This window comes from Thermogutta terrifontis, from assembly GCF_002277955.1.
In the GTDB taxonomy this organism is placed as follows: domain Bacteria; phylum Planctomycetota; class Planctomycetia; order Pirellulales; family Thermoguttaceae; genus Thermogutta; species Thermogutta terrifontis.
The window spans coordinates 3562525-3580306 of record NZ_CP018477.1 but is presented as its reverse complement, the minus strand read 5'-3'; the positions used below and the strand labels follow the sequence as shown (position 1 = coordinate 3580306).

The window sequence follows — 17782 nt, the reverse complement described above, 5'->3', positions numbered from 1 at the left end:
AATATCCTCCCGCTGACAAAAGTGATTTACAAGGAATTTTCTTCTTCAGACCGGTGTCGTATGCAAGAAGAAGCCGCCAGCGTGTTTTTACGATCTCATTTTACTGTGCTTTAATCGATTCAAGCGTGTATTTTTAAGGACTCGTCTTTGTGTTAGTGGCACTTACCTGCCAAAGTCGACTATTAATCGAGTGACCACGGTTTTCGGTACTCGTAATGGAGCATCTGGTTGGCTTCTTCGTTATTCGTGAAACGCTCCTTTTCAGCGTCCCATTCCAGCCGGGCACCAACCGCCAGCGAGATATTGGCGATCAGGCTGCATGTCGTGGAACGATGCCCGATCTCCACGTCCGCATTGGGAAGCTGGCGGCTCCTCATGCAGTCCAGGAAATTCCGCGCATGGTCAACGGTCATGTCATTTTCCCCGGCCGGTACTTGAACTCGGATGGGCTCCATCCGTGGGCTGGGATCCTGGAATTGCCCTCCGCGCTCAGGGATGATTTCGAACTTCGTGCCACCGATATACGCTGCGCCCAGTGTACCGCGAAGTTCCAACTCGCCCTGGGCCAGTGCAGGTACTCCCGACGCCTCGTACTGTCCAAAAATGGCCAGTCGCCCCGAGGCAAATTGAAAGACCGCTTCCATCCTATCGGGAATCGTGCGGTCATCATCCACGGCAAACCGTCCCCCCATCGCACACACCGACGACGGAGCTAACTCGTCGGTCAGCCAGCGAATCGCATCCAGATAGTGCACGCCCCAATTGGCCATCTGTGACGAATAGAGGTCCCACCAACGGAACTTGTAGGGAGCGATGGTCTCCTGAAAAGGCCGTTCCGGCCGTGGACCAAGCCAGAGGTCCCAGTGAAGTCCCGGTGGCGGGGCGGAGGGTGCCGCTTTACCGATTCCGTTGGGATACATGTTGCTGAGCCGATACGCCCGAGAAACCGTCACCTTGCCAATCTTTCCGGAGTGCACGAGCTCGTACAGCTGGGCATACAGTTTGGAAGAGCGTCGATGTGTGCCCACCTGAACGATCCGCTGGTATTTCCGCGCCGCTTCGACCATCTTTCGTCCTTCCACCACCGTGATCGAAAGCGGCTTTTCCACATACACGTCTTTGCCTGCCCGACATGCCCAAATTGTCTGAATCGCATGCCAGTGGTCGGGCGTTGCAATCACCACCCCGTCCACATCGTTCCGATCGAGAACCTTTCGAAAATCGATGGTCGTATCGGCTTTACGCGGTAGTTTTTGCTGGGCTCGATCCAGATAGGGCTCGTAGACATCGCAGAGGACCACCACTTCCATGTCCTCGTGCTTCAGAAACGCGTCCAAAAGCTGACTGCCTCGATTTCCCACTCCGATAAAGCCCAGGCGGATACGGTCATTGGCCCCCAGAACACGGGAACGGCTCACGGCCGACCAGGCCAAAGCGCCAATGCCAAGCTGGGAGAACTCGCGACGCGTCATCCCGAATTGCGACATGATTCCTCCTCCGATGGAGACGGGCCAACATTCGACACATTTCCCGAGAAAACCCCGCTCTTCTTTTCCGGAAAAATGGGACAGCGGTTTTTCTCGCGAAGGAAACTCAACAAGATGCTACTCTCCCCGAGAAGGCACCGTCAAGCAACCCACCCCCTGACTCGTCCCCCCTTTTCGCGAAGACCTACGTCCGATGACACACCACGGCACAACGCGTTTTCATGAATTGTCCCTACCGTGTAGCCAGCTACTGAACCGAGCAGTGGGAGCCCGCCCGGTCAAATGGACTATTCAAATCTACGAATGTGGACCTGACACACACGTCCCAAGGAGAAATCGCTCGGAGAGGCACGCTTGTCCTGCCTTCCGCAACGCAAGACATGATCCAACGTCGGAAAGCGGACGTGACAAGCACGTCCCTCCGAAAGCGAAATTGACAAGCACGTTCTCCAGAGAAATCGTTCGGAGGGGCACGCTTGTCGTGCCCGCCGGGACGCAAAACATGATCCAACGTTGGAAAGTGGACGTGACGAGCACGCTCCTCCGAAAGTGGAACTGACAAGCAGGTCATTCCGTGCTGAATCTCGCTCTTACACAAGCCCGCTTGGACGTCCGGCTCCGTCGGCAGAGGAAAAGTGGGGATATGTCAGACCCGCCCTGGCTTTCAGGTCCGCGAATTTATCGAGACCCAGGGCAATCAAACACTCCCTTTAGCCGGCAATGTCTTGAATGGCAGATGCGTAAAACCTCATCAATTGATCTTCGGGGTACAGACAAAAGGCCCAATCGCGAGCCGCCAGGATCTGCTTCACCTTCAATTTTTGCTGCGTTTCGTCGAGAAGTTGCAACAGGCGTTGTCGTTCATTCTCCACAAAAGGTTGCAGGGCACGGTTGATCTCACGTATGCGACGGTAGCGATCGGCAGCGTTCTCCGGCGTAACCGCTGTGTTGATCCACCGCCATTTCTCTTCGATCAGCTTCTCCACCAAACGCTGGGCGTCCCGGGGCAACTCTCCGAGCGAAATGTGTTTTTCCGGATGGAACTCCAGGTCGCGGAGCTGAACCCGGATCGCCCGTTCGTCCGCCTCATCCACCGCCGGCCGCCACACGGGGAGGAGCACGGTTGCTGTTGCCGTGGCGTAGACGGGCGGATCGATCCCTAAGAAGTCGCGAATGATGGCATCCGTCACCTGGTCGTATTTCGCCCCACCCAAACCGTGAATGAAAAAATCGCTCAAGAAACACCGGGCCCAAAGGGTCGTAACTACCGCCCGGCCCCGAATCCGGCGACCATTCTTTTCCAAATCGGCGGCCCAATCGGCCAGCCATTCGGGATCGTTCAAACGCGCATCCGGAATACAGCCCCACCAGTGAGCCAAATCGGATATCTCCACGCAGTTCCCAGAGTGCCGTGCAAACAGCCGCTGACGGTAAGGCATGTCCAACGACCATGTCCAAAACGGCACTTCAATCCAACCGTCGGTCTCGATCAAATGTGGGAATGGATGGGATCGGGACCGCAGACGATGGGCCCGCCGGTACGCGTCCACTGCCCGATTGTGAAGAGCAAGAAATCGCGGGGCTTCCGACCAGATATGGGCAGCCAAGACCAGGAAGCTCGGCAACCGGCACAGCCAGCTTTGGGGAACTTCCAGCGTCTGCCATCCCCAACGTTCTTCCTGACGATGTCTTGCCACGGCGATAGCATGAGCCAACCGCGGACTCACATCGAGACTTTCGCGAACGATCGGCCAGAACTTACCCACAAGGGGATCCGGCACCAAGCCGCGGATCTCCCGGGACACAGCCAAGTCAAATGTCCCAAAAACTTCCCTGTTAATCACGGGTCTTTCTTCATAGGGCCAGCCACACGGACCTTCATCGAGGGGAATGTAGGACATCCTGGGTTGTTCTGGCGCTCCCGACGGCACAGACACGGCAAGGCCCTTCAGCACGTCGCTGTCCACGATCATGTGAATGGCGATCGCTGAACCGGCCTGCGCTGCACCGTGCAGCACGGCATTTTTCAACCACACTCCGGGGTGAAAAAGCTCAGGCTGATGCCCCGTCATGTAAATAGGGGGCAAGCCATGCGCAGATCCAGTCTCAGAAAACTCGACTGATCGATATCTTCCTGTCCAGCGGCGGGCTGCGGCCAGCATCTCCTGCCGGGCGCGGGCTGCCAATTCGTACCACGAAAAGCCAAGCACGCGTGCCGCTTTCCTGGTCACCGCAAAGCGGTTTGCTTCGGCCAGCGATCCCCAGTGGGCAGACTCCGGCCAGAGCAAAATACCACCGTCTTCCGTGGGAGCACGCAGTTTCGCGTGATGCGATTTGTCCATTGTGAGGCTCATCGTTGCCAACATCTTTCAAAAAAATAGCAGCGGTGGTCACACTCCAGGAATTGTTGGAACTCAGCCCACCTTGGCAAACCCCTCACCAACCTCAACACGCGCTAAATGAGCGACGTCTTGGAGAAATCCGCCAGTCCCGCCCGTTGCAGGCTACGCTCCAGCACCGCGCGATAGACAGCCAGACGGGTTTCCGCCTGATCCAGTGCCCCCCCGAATGCCCGTTCTTCTTCCAGATAAATGAGGGGAACCGGTATTTCAATAATACGCAGCCCGTGTTTAACAGCCTGCACCCAGAACTCGATCGGCATTGCATATCCGTTTTCGGTTAAATCTAACTTCCGGAGGGCCTCCGTGCGATAGGCCTTAAATCCGCAAAAGGCGTCAGTCAAATGGAGCCCCAACCGTCGATTCAGCTCGGCGGTGATGACCTCATTGATCCGCCGCCGATCGGGAGGCGGCTCAGAGTCGCCCGGAAATCTCTTCAGATAACGGCTGCCAGACACCACATCCACTTCGGGAGTGCACGCCGCTACAAACTCCGGAATGCGGTGCGGCTCGTGCTGCCCGTCACAGTCGATTGTGACCAGCACTTCGTAACCCTGGTCAATGGCGTAGCTGAATGCCGTCCGCAGAGCTGCGCCGTAGCCTCGGTTCTCAGGATGCCGAATCACCCTCACATTCGGAAATGTCTGCAGAACCTCTGCCGTTCCATCTGTCGATCCATCGTCCACGACCAGAATATTTGTGGAAAATCGTGTTACCTTCTGAAGAACATCCCCGATATGGCGGACCTCGTTATAAACCGGTAAAGCCGTGAGGAAATTCTGTTGAGCCATCTCGCTGACACCGCTCTTGTCTGTCGATCGTCAACTGACACCATGCCCCCGTTTTGCCGCGCGGCTCGCAGCCCTTCGATCTTTCAATCATACGCATTTCCGGAAAGAAAGAAGGGAGTTCTCGTCGTGAAGTTCTTCCCTTTCGGGTGCCCCGCCAGAACCGAGGTCCGAAACGGGAAATCCGGCACGCGGTCTAACTTTTGCACTTTTTGAGCTAAAAATATCCTGGAAAGTGGTGGAGGAGGTTACGTACGACAAAGGCCGAGCCTTCAGCACGGAGGCTACCCCGTGAAACTTGTAACACCATTTTTGGCGATATCGACAAGTTTTATGCGAAAGCCAAGCTGGGAAAGATTTCTTGCCACCGTTGTGGATACAAGCGTGGAGGATCTGCGGACATGGGCTTCCATGCACTAGGGCGACAAATTTTTACCTCCAGCCCGGCAGACGGGGGACGAAAAAATCTAACTCCTGGAGAATCTGATCCATTGAGTGGCGTAGCGCGCAAGCGTTGCGCCAACAGGTTTACAATCGCCCCTGTTGATCCTGCTCCACGCAAAATCAAGTGGCGGGAATAAGAGGCCGCGAGGACAATAATCAGTTAACCTGAGTTTTTTGCGATTTGATGTGGAGCCGGGACAAGGATTCTGACTAACGGCAACAGTAAACGGCAACAGTAATTTGTCCGCATGCCGCTCACAGAAGCCCCAAGACCTTTCCGTCGGTCCTCAGCCGCACTTACTTCCACTGTTCCGGGAACCCCTCAAGCGACTGGTCGAGGCGACGCCAACCCTCTGATCGGAGGACATCCTCCAATTTGCTTCCCGGTTCGACACCGTCAAGAACCGTATTCCAGACAGGATCCCGCCAGAAGTCGCTCTCATCCCACGCGTGCTTGTAGAGACGCATGATCTCCCCCGTCGCGGGGTCCCGCGCATACGTTTGGTCGCTCAACGCGTTGGTCCAGGCAGTCGCCATCCGACTGTTGAATTCCTCCTGTTCTTGAACCATCTCCAGAACCATCCGGTTGAGGGCAGCATTCTCAACTGAAATCCGCTGGAGGAGGGCAAGCACCGCGTGAGGGCTAAATCGCACGCTGGCCATAATCCCCACCACGACGCCGCGATCATGCTCTTCGTTCTCCCTGTTGAACTGACTCATCATTACGGAGAAGCTCGCCGTGCAATCCTGGCTGGCGGAGATGAAATCGGCCTGCTGAGCCAGGAGAAGTGAACCCGTAAGGACCGCTTCACGCACAAGTGTCCCCGCTTCAGCACGCAGCTCCCGTTTAATCATGCTGGTGGTCGCGCTACGGCCATAGACGGTTGCAGCTTGATTTAGCATCTGGGCGCCCTGCTGAAACATAGCCCTTTCCATCAGAGAAGCGGGGATGTCTCGACGCTTGGTCACTGACCAGGATTGACCCGTCTCGGACTGCCAAATAGCGAGGACCAGCTTTTCCACGTCGTCGACAGAGGTGAGAAAGATCGGTTGCGGTTGGAGGGAACTCGCGCCGTTGATATTGAGAATCGTCGTTCCACTCCCGCCAAATTGCGTTTGGAGCACTGTGCTCTGAACCAAAATGTTGTCCCGACGAAACAAGAATTCCCCCTGCCGGACAAAGATGGCCGGCTGGCGTTGAGTTCCCAGAATGACGGTCTGGCCCCGGTATTCAGCTCCCCGGGGAATGTGAATGGTTCCCAGTGGCCCCCCCGTTTCCGAATCGAGTATTGTCTGGACACTCCAGGCCACCAGTTTCTCGGGCGGCACAAACTCAACGGTTCGTACGATGTCCACCATCTCCAGCCAATCTCTTCGTGCAGTTTTTTGGGGGGCGAGGAACGTAACCAGCAGCACACCGTTCTGTCCGGGGAGACACACAGTGACCTCCCGATATTCATCTGGATTTGTCCCTGTCTGGCCAAAATTGACAGCGGCCATCGGGTCAAGCCCGTATGGAAACCCCAGACCATCACCCAAAACGATCAGTCCGCAAGCATGCTTCCGAAAAGTGAATTCTTCACGCCCCGTGGCTGTCTTCAGGGCCTGGTGTTCCCAGAACCAGTTCCTCATCACTTCATGGAGTTGGCCTTGAGCGGCCGCGCGAATGACGATAAACCGTGCCCCGTCCGTGAACCAAATCACGCGGCCGTCCGCCTTACACGTCCAGGTGCTGGGCAACTGGACGGCAAATCCGTGCAGCAAATCGGCAAGCTTCCGAGACTCAGCCAGAGTGGGTGACAGCCCCCACCCCACCCACCAACTCGCCGTCACGAGAACTGCACTCGCAATCGAGGAGAGTACTGCTTTCATCGTCGCACCCCCTGAGGCGTGCCACTCTGAAACCATCGATCAAAAGAAAAGTCCAGCGTCCCACGGCCCAAAACGCCAGTATAGCTAGGACTAATTGACAGATTTTAGCTGTCAAATTTGTCTGTTACAAGCTGAATCCTTGGCATTGTCCACACTGCGTGGAAATCAGCAGATATAAGCAGAGTCTGAAAAAAGAGGGTTCCGCGCAGGATGGACCGAAAAGCAGAGGCTTTTTGCCGGGGCATCGCCATTGGTGTCCAACACGGTAGTCCGCCGGTTGGGTGAGGTGGTGCCGGGCTCGCGTTGGGCGTCAGGCGGCGGAATGGGGGAGTGCCCTGCTGAAGCTGTTTGAGAGGCGGATGAGGACCACAGTGTCAAGGCCCGGCGTTTTTAGCAGATTGGGGCCGTGATGGTGGTTCATGGATCGTTTGCGATGATTGTGGCAATGGCCCCAGGTCGGGAACGCGCGTGAGGGAAGATGCGCGTCAAGCCGATGGCTTGGCCCTTACCGGAAAAAGTTTACGGCAGGTTTCAGGTTTGCTGCTCCGAGGCGTCCCGAGTCCAGCTCTGCTACCTTGCAAGGGAGGAATTTCCCCGAGCCATTATCCAGGGGTTTTAATCCACCAGACCCACCACTCTGAAATCTTCTCAGCGTTGAGCCCGTCTCGCGGGGCGCTCCCCGCACGGACTGACTGAGCCGGTACACCGGGCCGGCGATCGCGATCACGACGGCCTTCGACCACTCAGGGCTACCAGCGAGCGAAGCAAGGGTACGGGTTGATTACTTTTCTGCCGGGACGATGGGCACGTCGATCACGCGGAGCTTGATTTCGTCCGAATTCGCCCGGAGTTCGGGTGCGTACATCGCGTAGCCCCGGGTGGGAAGGGCAGAAAACTTGCCCGGGATTTCCGCCCGCATACGGTAACTCAGGCTGTATCGGCCGCGCTCCAATGCTCGGCAGAAGAACACCACACGATTATCCCGGAACTCGACGTAAGCCCCCGGCGCATCCCGTGTATAGCCGGATCGGACTTCCACCGGCTCAAATCCTGCCGGTTTCATGTCCTCGAACACGAGGTATTCGTAGTCGTTCTTCGTTTCGAGGATAAGCTCGATCTCCACAAGCTCACCGCTCTTCAGTTCGGCGAGATTCTCGAGTGGTTCACGTTCGTACTTTGCTATCCGTTGATCGATGACCTGGCCCCGCGATCCGGAGACCTGCGCCGTCTTCGTTACCGGCTTGAGGCGGTAATAACGCCGCGTGACCTTGATCTCCAATCCGGCCGCGGGGATGAAATCCTCCAGGGTAAAGTAACTCACATAGGCATTGGCATAAAGCGGCCCCTGGCCTTTGCGACGGAGTTCCACGGTGTGTTCACCTTCCTTCAAATCTTCGCCGGTCAGGATGAATGTGTTGTCAAAGTCGAAGAGTGTTTCCGGAGTGATTTCCACTGCCTTGCGGAGTTCTCCGTCGAACCACACCTCGACCGTCATGTTGGGCTTCATTTCGCCACTTGCCCGAAGGAAGTCGGCAAACGCCTCGACCACCAGGGCCGTGTCTCGAGTGGAATTCCAGTAGGTAGCATGCTTGCGATTGTTGAGGAGATATTTCACCAGCCGGGGAGCTAATTCACCTTTGGGATCGGTGCGTGCCAGCAGCTTGAGATAGTAGGCCATGGCCTCGATATCGCTGCCGTACCAGTACCACCAGCTCCAGCGACTGAGGTTCAGCCAGGCTGTTTGATTCTCATCGTCTTTTTCCACGTACTGGCTGATGTTACGGAGAACCATGTCCAGCTTTTCGTGATCTCGCTCTTTTTCCAGAGCCAAACCGAACATGGCGAGAGCATAGACGGAGAGGTCGAGCCGATCGCGATAGAGATAATTTTTCATCTCCGGATTTGGTAGCCCGGCATCGACAAGCACCATATACACGAAGGCGTCGAGATTATCGGCCTTGCTTTTCCAGGGAACGTCCTTGCGTTTTTGATCCGCATTTCGCAGTAATTGAAGTTGCTCTGCCTGGTACCGCTTCAGCCAGTCGACGCCCCGCTCGATCACGCCCGGGACTATCGCCACGTCATTCTGCTGAGCAATCTGGAGACCGTGGACGACGAGGGCTGTCAGATGGGGAGAAGCCCTTTCACCCCATCCAGAAAACCAACCCCAGCCACCGTCGGAAAGCTGCATTTCCGTGAGGCGCTGGACGCCCTCTTTCACGATGCGATCGAGCTCGGCCTTGTCAAATACCGGATTCCGTTCAAACCGTTTCCACTGTTCCGCCCTTTGCTTTGGATCACCCAATTCCTGGGCGTTCAGATTCACGCGTTTCTGACGGACTTTCTCGAGATCGACGCCCAAATCGATAAGCACCTTTTGAGTAATCACGGCCGGAAGGAACCGATTCAGTGTCTGTTCCGTGCAACCGTAGGGATAGTCAACAAGATAAGGCAGGGCGTCGATCATGGCACCGGCGAGCGTGGGCGAGAACCGAACTTCGAGGCGTGTGCTTTCCGGACGCCGCTCCGCGGGGATGGTAATCTTGAACTGGAGGCGATCCTGGTCCGGTCGAATCCATCCCGAGTAGGCCACCATTTTGTCCATGCCATGGACGTAGACGGGGAACCGCATTTCCATGGCATCGGATTCTTCGTCGGTAAGCGCGGCCATCCGAATAACGGCTTCGCCTTCCCGGGTGACGCGGACCCGCCAATCCACGCGGACTTCATCATTGGGAGCGATCTTGACTGTGCGCACGAGTTCGTCGAGGGGCTGGAGGGTGTTCCCTTCCAGCTCCAACTTCACTTGCGCAGTTTTTTCAGACTTGAGATAGTTGTGAACGTTGGCTGACAGCACGACTTCGTCAGTTTGGACGAAGAAGCGCGGGGCCTGAAGGCGGATGATGAGGTTTTTCCGCGTGATGATCTCGGTAGCTGCTTCACCCACTCTGGTGCCGTGTCCCATGGCCCAAACTTTGACGCGCCAGGTGGTGAGGTTCTGCGGCATTTTGAGCGTCACTTCGGCGGTACCGTCTTCTCTCGTGGTCAGCGCCCCGACCCAGAGGGCCGTATCCGCAAACTCTTTGCGGACGGTGGGTTCCACCATGGGGGCTTCCCCGCCTTCCGGCGCGCCAGTAGCGGCAGCCCGATCGGCCTGTTCCAAGGCCATACCGTTGGCGGCCTTTGCCATAGGGGCCATGGGAGCGGCGAATGCCCTTGCCTCCATCCGTTCCGCCATGGGTGCTGCCATGCGACGCTGCAGTGCATAGGCAACGCCGGGCCTCCCGAATCCACCACCCCGGCCCATTGCTGCCGTCTCGGCCAACTCTTCAACAACCGTCGCGCCAAAGATGCCGAGGTCTTCCATGGCCGGTGTGTTGGGCCGCACCAGGTTGCTCGATCCTTTGGCCAGGCTATGCATTGTCTGTGGATGATGCGAGCGACGCCATTTCCAGAAGAATGCCTTGATCTCCGGCACGTTACTCCCGCCAGAAATGTATTCCACAGACTTGTCGTAAATGGCAACCACCGTAGAACCGACGAAGGGATTTCCTTCCAGGTCGGTCAGTTTGATGCGCACGGAGGCTTGCTCATCGGGTAGATACTCGGTCTTGGAAGGAATTAGATCCACGTTCAGGACCCGTTTTTCCGGCGGGACGATAATTTCGCGTGTTTCCGTGAATAATCGCCCATCGTAGACCGTCACCGCTTCCACAAAGAAGTTGGGCATGTCCTTAGGAAGAACTTCAATGGGGACGACGGCGGTCTTCCCATCAAGTCGAACCATGAGGGGCTTGAGATAGACACCGTTGGCAGGTCGGATGAACAGCAGCACCGCCGCGTTCCGCCGATTAGCATTGATCTGGAGCTGAACTTTTTCACCCGGTCGATACTCCGGCTTATCCGGAATAAGCTCGAGATCGTTGAAACGGAAGTCTTCGCTGGCGCGGAGGGATTCCCCGATGATTGTGAACACATAGCCGCCTTCAATCGTGTGCCCTTCGGAGTCGGTCACTTTATGGGCAAGGCGGTACTGCCCTGGCTCGGCGGCTTTGATCTGGAGCGTCGCCATCCCCTGCTCGTCGGTGGGAAGGTCCCAGGTACGGACTTCGGTTTCCGCCGGCTTCCCGTCTTGATAGGTGATCCGGTAAAGCGTGAGTCGGCCGGAACCCTGCACCGGACGCCCATCTGGGGTGCGGGCGGACGAATGCACAGCGATCACGTCGCCCGTTCGGTAATATCCCCGGGAAACCCACAGGTACACTTTGAACGGTTTCCGCGTGACGAGAATCTCACCCGTCCCGACGATTGTCCGGCGGGATTGGTCGGTGACCTCCACCGTGATCTTATAGCGATGATCCTCGTCCGGATGGAGCACCTTGGCGGGAGCCGTGTCGATGGTGAATTTCACCGTTCCGTCTTCGCCGATGGTCACCTCCTGCTCGCCGACTAATTCAGGAGGCTCAGGCGACCACGGAATCCAGAACGGCCGCGGACGGAGACAGCCCCATTCATGCCATCCCGGGTACCACACATAGTCATACGCAAACCACCAGTAGCCCGGTCCATAAAGCCAGTCAAACGGTCGTGGCGGATACCACCGCTCTGTGTACCCTGTGCGCTCAATCTTGTATTTCACCCGGGCGTGCGTAACGGGCACCCCGAAGTAATACTTCGCCTGGATGGTTGCTTCGATCTTTTCCCCCAGCGCAACCGGTTTCTCGGGGGCCTGGACGGTCACTTCGAATTCCGGCTTCTTGTATTCCTCCACACGGAAGGTGGCTGCACCTCCGAATCGCGGATTGACCGGTCGGGCATCGACGATCTGGATTCGGTAGACCCCCAAAGTGGCGTCTGCGGGGATCTCCCACTCCCCTTCCACACCCGCATAATCGTCGGATTTGGCCTGCTTTTCCCACAGCTTTTGCCCCTTCGGATCAAACAGTCGCAATGTCACCTGTTGTCCTGCGAATGGCGAAGTGTCAGGTTGATCATACTGGGCCTGCCGTATCCAGAATTTGTAGTGGACCTTGTGCCCGGGACGATAAACGGGGCGATCGGTGATCGGATAAACTTTGATGGCGCGGTACTCAGCGTCGTAGTAGCGCCCGGTCCAGATTCCCGTAAAGCCGAGGTAGGCCAGACGCCCTTCAGGAGTCCGGGCAATGATCAACCACTGGAAATTGTCGGGAAGTTGATCCGCAGTGAGCACAATCTGACCTTGTGCATCTGTGTACTCGGCAAAATTCTTGATTAACAATCGAGGGCGATTCGCCCCATCACCGGGCCACTCCTGTCGCCATCCGAAAAACTCAACGTTAGCCTTGGGAATCGGTTCGCCGCTGACAGCGTCAGCCACGTAAAACCATGTTCCGTTATCGAGCGGTTTTTGCGCGATGGCAGTATCCGCAACCCAAAGCACGACAAAACACTCATTGCCCTCTTTCATCTGGGCCTTGAGAAGATACACACCTGCTTTTTGCAGCGGTGTGGTGACGGTGATGCGGCTGTCAAAATGGTTCGGCCTGGGTTTGAGAGGCAGTGTCCAGGTGGCGACGACTGAGCCGAGATACTTCTCCTGAGATTTTGCGAGCAGCCGATAACCCAGATTCTCGACGTCGAGATTCTCCCAGTTCAGGTCCCTGGGTAAACCCTTGAGATAGTTTTTGACGTCCCCCAGAAGTTGGTCGATTTTGATCTCGTAAGCAGTAAAAGTCACCTCATGGCCGTTGCGAAAACGATACTCCACTGTGGCCCCTTTACCGGCGGGCTGTGTTCCGACAGGCTCGAACCGTCCCCAGTTGCCCACAATTTGCTCCAACCGCTGCTGGGCTGCCTGCCGTTCATCCCCGCCAGTGAGTTGGACGACCTGTTTCCAGTATCCAGCTGCCTTGGGATACTGCCGACGATTTTCGAATTCCTGCGCCAGACGCCGCAGGGCTTCAACCTGATAGTTGCTTTTTTCCCTGCCTGCGATTTGTTGCCAAATCTTGATATAGTTGAATTCGTCGGGGAGTTTGAAACGCTTGATGCCGATAGCCAGGCGCGCAATTGTCTCATCCTCACTTAGAGTGTGAAGGGCCCACGTCCCCGTCTCCTGTGAAGGGGTTTCCTCATCGCTGACCCTGGCAAAAAACCAGCCGTAGTCCGCCAGGGTTTGAACGCCGAATTGCGTCCAGAGGAACTCCGCGAATGTGAAGTCCACCTCGTCAGTTAAGCGGGGATCCATCTCCTTGGCCTGGACAAGGCACCACCGCCACCGCTCGCCATCGTTTTGGGCATCCTCAAAAGTCTTGGGAACAGAGTAAAAGATTGGGTTGCCCTGTTCATCGACCGGCGCGTTGCGGGGAGTGCCGTCGTGCCCCCACCCTTCCTCGTAATCGGGGAGTTCATCAAGATTCGTCAACGCCTGGAGCCGCCAGGAGTCGCCCCACCCACGGCCGAAAAGAATGAGATCCGCAAAACGGCGATAGAACTGGGCAGCCTCGGAATGGTTGGGTTCCTCGGCAACGAGCGGCATTGCCTGCCGCATGAGCTGAAGTGCCCGAACCCTGTCCCGCTCCCAGCAGTTGACGACCTTTCCCCGTTGCCAATCTTCAGAGCGTGTGAAAACGTTGTCGATGATCACTCCAATGTGGGGCAGCTCCATGTACAGTTCGGCCGCCCGCTGAAGCAGACGCCAGTTACGGCTGTGGACTGTGACAGCTTTTTCCAGCAGGCCGTCGATCTCATGAACCCGATTGAGCCGCGCCAGACATTGCCAAGCCAGGGAGAGATCTTCAGGCACCTCCCGAGGATCGGCCTGGGGATCCGCGAGAGACTGCTGGAAGAGCTCGAGCGCCTCTTTGAACTGCCCCTCTTTAAACAATTTGCGTGCCTGCCCACCCTCGTTGTGTCGTCTCATGACTTCTTCCCCGTTCAATATGCCCAACAACAAAGTGCGATACCACAGGCTGGACGTGGTCGCAAATGTGCCGAGGGCCAGCAGTGCCAACGAGCCAAAGACGATCCATCTCTTCTGGGACGTTCCCATGGTGGTTTCCTTCCTTTTCCCAGCGTCAGAAGTTATACGACAAGGCAATCATGACACCCACAGCGTGAGTATCATGGCATTTCAACGACCAGGATGCACGCTCTATCGCCAACACCAGGTCCCACGTTTCGCCTGGTGCGCATTATTCCACTCCGGCTCGGCTGACGCAAGCTGCTCAGCTCAATCACGCTGATAATCGCTCGTCAATGCCCAGTGTATACCCGGAGCTCGCATCCTACCGTTTCCGACGCACTTCACCCGGGTTGAGTTCCCTGAGATCCCGTTGCCCCTCGCTTCGTCCCGTGACAGCGCATCAAAATTTCCCTCACAAATCTCCGATCGAAAGTGCACTCATCCCTATTTCATTTCGCCCGCATCCCCAGGATGGTCAATCAGTACAAAAAGAAACCCCGTCGCTGAGGACGGGGGCAAATGGCCTGATCTGGGCCGTTCCGCGAGGAGAATTCGCCGCTAGCCGCAGCAACGACTACCGATGGTTGGCACAGTGGCCATTAAAACGACTTGGTAGCCGCCATTTCCAAAGCAACGAGGAACGGAACAGGCTCGCTTCCCAGAGCATTGAGCACTGTTCCCCCAGCGGTGAAATTGTGCGTCACCCAATCGGGCTGGCCGTAGAGCTCCAGGGCCTTCCCGCCTTCGCCGCCACCCACGTACACACGCACACCGGCATCCTTCATGCGTTTCAACTGGGCCATGAAGCGCTTGGTACCGGCCTCAAAACGGGGATCCTCGAACTTGCCGAACACACCGTTGTGGAAAGCGATGGCTGGCTCGTTGAGCGTCTTGGCCCATTCCAGGAACTCGCCGATTTTCTTCTCAAAGAGGTCCAATGTGGCAGGCCCCACGTCGAACTGCTGGTCCTGCGGACCGAGGGTCGAGGCCACCCGACCATCCTGGAGGACAAAGTCCACCGGCATGACGAACTGAATGCCTTTCTGCCGTCCTTCCGCAATCATCTTCTTGGCCTGTTCGACCCGCTCTGGCGGAATGTAATAGGGCTGATCCTTGTGAGCAGGATCTTCCTGCACTCCGATGCAGAAATCTTTGCCCTCCAACTGGTAAGCCGCCTTGATGAGTCCCATCGCCAGCGAGCCCGCGGTGAAGACCCAGCGGATCTTGCCGCGATCAATCATTGCCTGGAGGTCATCGAGCTTATCGATCTTCAACCCGCTGGAGATGACGAGCTGAGCGTTGAGGCAATCCGCCAGAGGACCCGAGAACTCGCCATAGGCGTATTCGCCCAGGGCGACTTTGTCCATAGCCGCTGGAACAACGACCGACGAGGTATCCAGACTACCGGCTGAAAAGGCCTCGTGGACGTACACCCGTGCGACTTTCTCAGCAAATTCGTTGGCAACTTTGGCAAGTTTTTCGGCCAGATTGGGGATGTCCGCAGGCTTGGCTTTCCACAGCACGCGTTCGATGTCGTATTTCCGCGTGTTTTCCAGCAGGATGAAGTCGCCGGGCTTGGCCGCCTTGATGGCTTCCACGAGTTCAGGACGAATTGTGAGGTTGGCAGGATCGAACCAATCGGAAATAAACTTGATCTCACAGCCGAGGATTTCTCCCAACCGCTTGCAAACTTTGTCCAGGCTCAACTGCGGATCGCGGCCAATATGACCAAAAATCACCTGAATCCAGCCCCGGCTTCGCCCGATCTCGAGCGTTTCCTTCATGGAGCGAAGGCGGATATCACCTTCGCCCACTTTGGCTCCGGGCTTGCAATCCAGGTCGCCGCGAACAAGCACCGGAGTCCCTGAGGCAACATCAGTGAGATCTTTTACCCGAGGAATTCGAGCGATGTAATCGAGAAGCCCCAACTTAACTTTGTCTACTCCCAGGATTCGCCGCAGCCAGGCTTCCATTTTTTCCTTGGTCACTACCATTGTCGCACTCCTCCTTCCTGAAAGGTTGCAAAATTTCGGACAGCTTATGTCCGCGCTTCGGCGGACGACTCGGAGCATATCCCCAGATCAAAATCCACGTTTTCAGAACGGACCACCTCGCGGGCTTACCCGGAGTACAAAACCCCCTCCCGCCACCAACAACGCCGGCGGCCCTTCGCCAGTAATCCATTACGTTACCAAAAAAGGCGGGGATCGTTAAGAACCCGGGTCAGAGTTGAGTACCCAGCCGTTGTCCGAAAAAGACATTTCCGAGGCAGAGTTGTCGTTTATATCAGGCGGAAATGGGGTTGCCTCTTGTCGGTGGATCTCTTTGTGCCTCCACTCAAATTACCAGCGTTGTCTAAGTTGCGCGGTCGCGATACGGACGGGGCAGCGATGCCGCCCCCGCTGCAGTCGCGGCTCGCTCGGTTTTGGCTCGTCCGAAGTGCGCATGACTTTTTCGCACTGTGTTGAGGTTTGTGGTTCCACGGTTTCCTTTCATCGAAAAACACATCTTTCCCCGTCCAGCCGATTTTGCTAGACTCGCCCCGCCAACCTGAAATTCAAGACATCTTACAGGAATTTGGTCAGAGAAATTCCCCTACTGGTGAAATCCATACTGCATCAAGTTTGCACGTTATAACCCGCGACGGAAAGTTAGGTTCGGAGGACTGAAATGGTGCACTCCAAGGAAGTCTTGTCGGTCCGTCTGCACCACGCCTGGGCAGAACGCGCTCGCGTTTTTGTTTGGCTGCCCGTGATGGTTGCGGTCGGAGGGTTGTGGGTATCTGGTTCCTCGGTTTGGGCAACGGTGCCTTTCCCGCGGTTATTCACAACCTCAAACGTGGAAGCAGACCCAAACAAGGAGTACTGGGTAACCGAGAACAACGGGCCGTGGATGATCATGGCCTGCAGTTTTTCCGGAGACCACGCCCTGGATCAAGCACGGGAACTGGTACTGGAGCTTCGCCGGAGGTACAAACTCCCTGCCTACATGTACGAAAAAACGTTCGAATTGAAGACCGACGATCTCAATGGCAGGAAAAAATTTCGCTATCAGCAGGGCGAGCAAGTCCGCGAGGTTGCTGTTCTCGTGGGGGATTTTCCGTCCGTGGACGATCCGCGTGCGCAGGAACTGCTGCAGAAAATCAAGTATTTCCGCCCGAACGCGCTCGAACCTAGACCGGAAAAGCCGACCAATCGAACATTCGCCGCGCTCCGCACGATTCAGCAATCGCTCCTTTCCGACGACAACGAGAAGAAACAGAAAGGCCCGATGGGACACGCTTTTCTTACAACCAATCCACTTCTTCCGGATGAATACTTTGCTCCCAAGGGAGTGGACAAGTTCATCCTCGCGCTCAACGAAGGGTATGAATACAATCTTTTGAACTGTCCGGGACGGTATTCCGTTCAGGTGGCGCACTTCACCGGAGAGGTGATCATCGACCAGAAAGAGATCCGAGCCATCGAGCGGGGAGAGAAGCAGTTCCGGGGCAGCCTCGCCGAGGCCGCACGAAAGGCCCATGAGCTGACCTTGGCCCTCCGCGAAAAAGGGTACGAGGCCTACGAGTTCCACGACCGTGGTGCCAGCATTGTCACGGTGGGAAGTTTTGACAGCCTCGGCGTGCGTCGCCCGGACGGAAAAATCGAGCTCGATCCCCGGATTGTGGCGATCATTGATACCTTCAAAGCCGATCCCGCGCCACCAGTGCCCGGGATGCCCACACTTGGGTACAAACCCAAGACGCTGATCGGCATTCCGTTCGACATCCAGCCACAGCCGGTCGAAGTACCCAAGCGATCTTTTGCGGCAGACTATGTGCGGCGATGACCCGGCGGACGACGACCG

7 protein-coding genes are annotated in these 17782 nt (G+C 56.6%); 1 reads left to right on the top strand and 6 read right to left on the bottom strand.

What is annotated here, in order from left to right; genetic code table 11:
• Window positions 1-182: 182 nt before the first annotated feature.
• The 6 genes from THTE_RS13225 to pgk all read right to left on the bottom strand — a co-directional run bounded on the left by THTE_RS13225 (window position 183) and on the right by pgk (window position 15930).
• Window positions 183-1487: a Gfo/Idh/MocA family protein gene (locus THTE_RS13225; RefSeq protein ID WP_095415873.1), complete on the bottom strand. Its 1305-nt coding sequence runs from the start codon at window positions 1485-1487 to the stop codon at window positions 183-185.
• A 710-nt stretch (window positions 1488-2197) separates the two neighbouring features.
• On the bottom strand, window positions 2198-3829 hold the full coding sequence (locus THTE_RS13220; RefSeq protein WP_095415872.1) for a hypothetical protein: 1632 nt from the start codon (window positions 3827-3829) through the stop codon (window positions 2198-2200).
• A 113-nt stretch (window positions 3830-3942) separates the two neighbouring features.
• The gene (locus tag THTE_RS13215; RefSeq protein ID WP_095415871.1) at window positions 3943-4677 is read right to left on the bottom strand and encodes a glycosyltransferase family 2 protein; all 735 of its coding nucleotides are present in this window, start codon (window positions 4675-4677) and stop codon (window positions 3943-3945) included.
• 738 nt (window positions 4678-5415) lie between these two features.
• Complete coding sequence (locus THTE_RS13210; RefSeq protein WP_095415870.1) at window positions 5416-6990, bottom strand: hypothetical protein; 1575 nt, start codon at window positions 6988-6990, stop codon at window positions 5416-5418.
• Window positions 6991-7771: 781 nt separating this feature from the next.
• A complete protein-coding gene (locus tag THTE_RS13205) occupies window positions 7772-14023 on the bottom strand; it encodes an alpha-2-macroglobulin family protein (protein WP_095415869.1) in 6252 nt (2083 codons plus the stop codon).
• A 512-nt stretch (window positions 14024-14535) separates the two neighbouring features.
• Window positions 14536-15930, bottom strand: a complete 1395-nt coding sequence (gene pgk, locus THTE_RS13200; RefSeq protein ID WP_157732088.1) for a phosphoglycerate kinase — start codon at window positions 15928-15930, stop codon at window positions 14536-14538.
• A gap of 676 nt (window positions 15931-16606) precedes the next feature.
• Here pgk and THTE_RS13195 point away from each other — a divergent pair.
• Entirely contained in the window at window positions 16607-17764 is a 1158-nt protein-coding gene (locus tag THTE_RS13195) for a hypothetical protein (protein WP_095415867.1), read from the top strand.
• Window positions 17765-17782 lie beyond the last annotated feature (18 nt).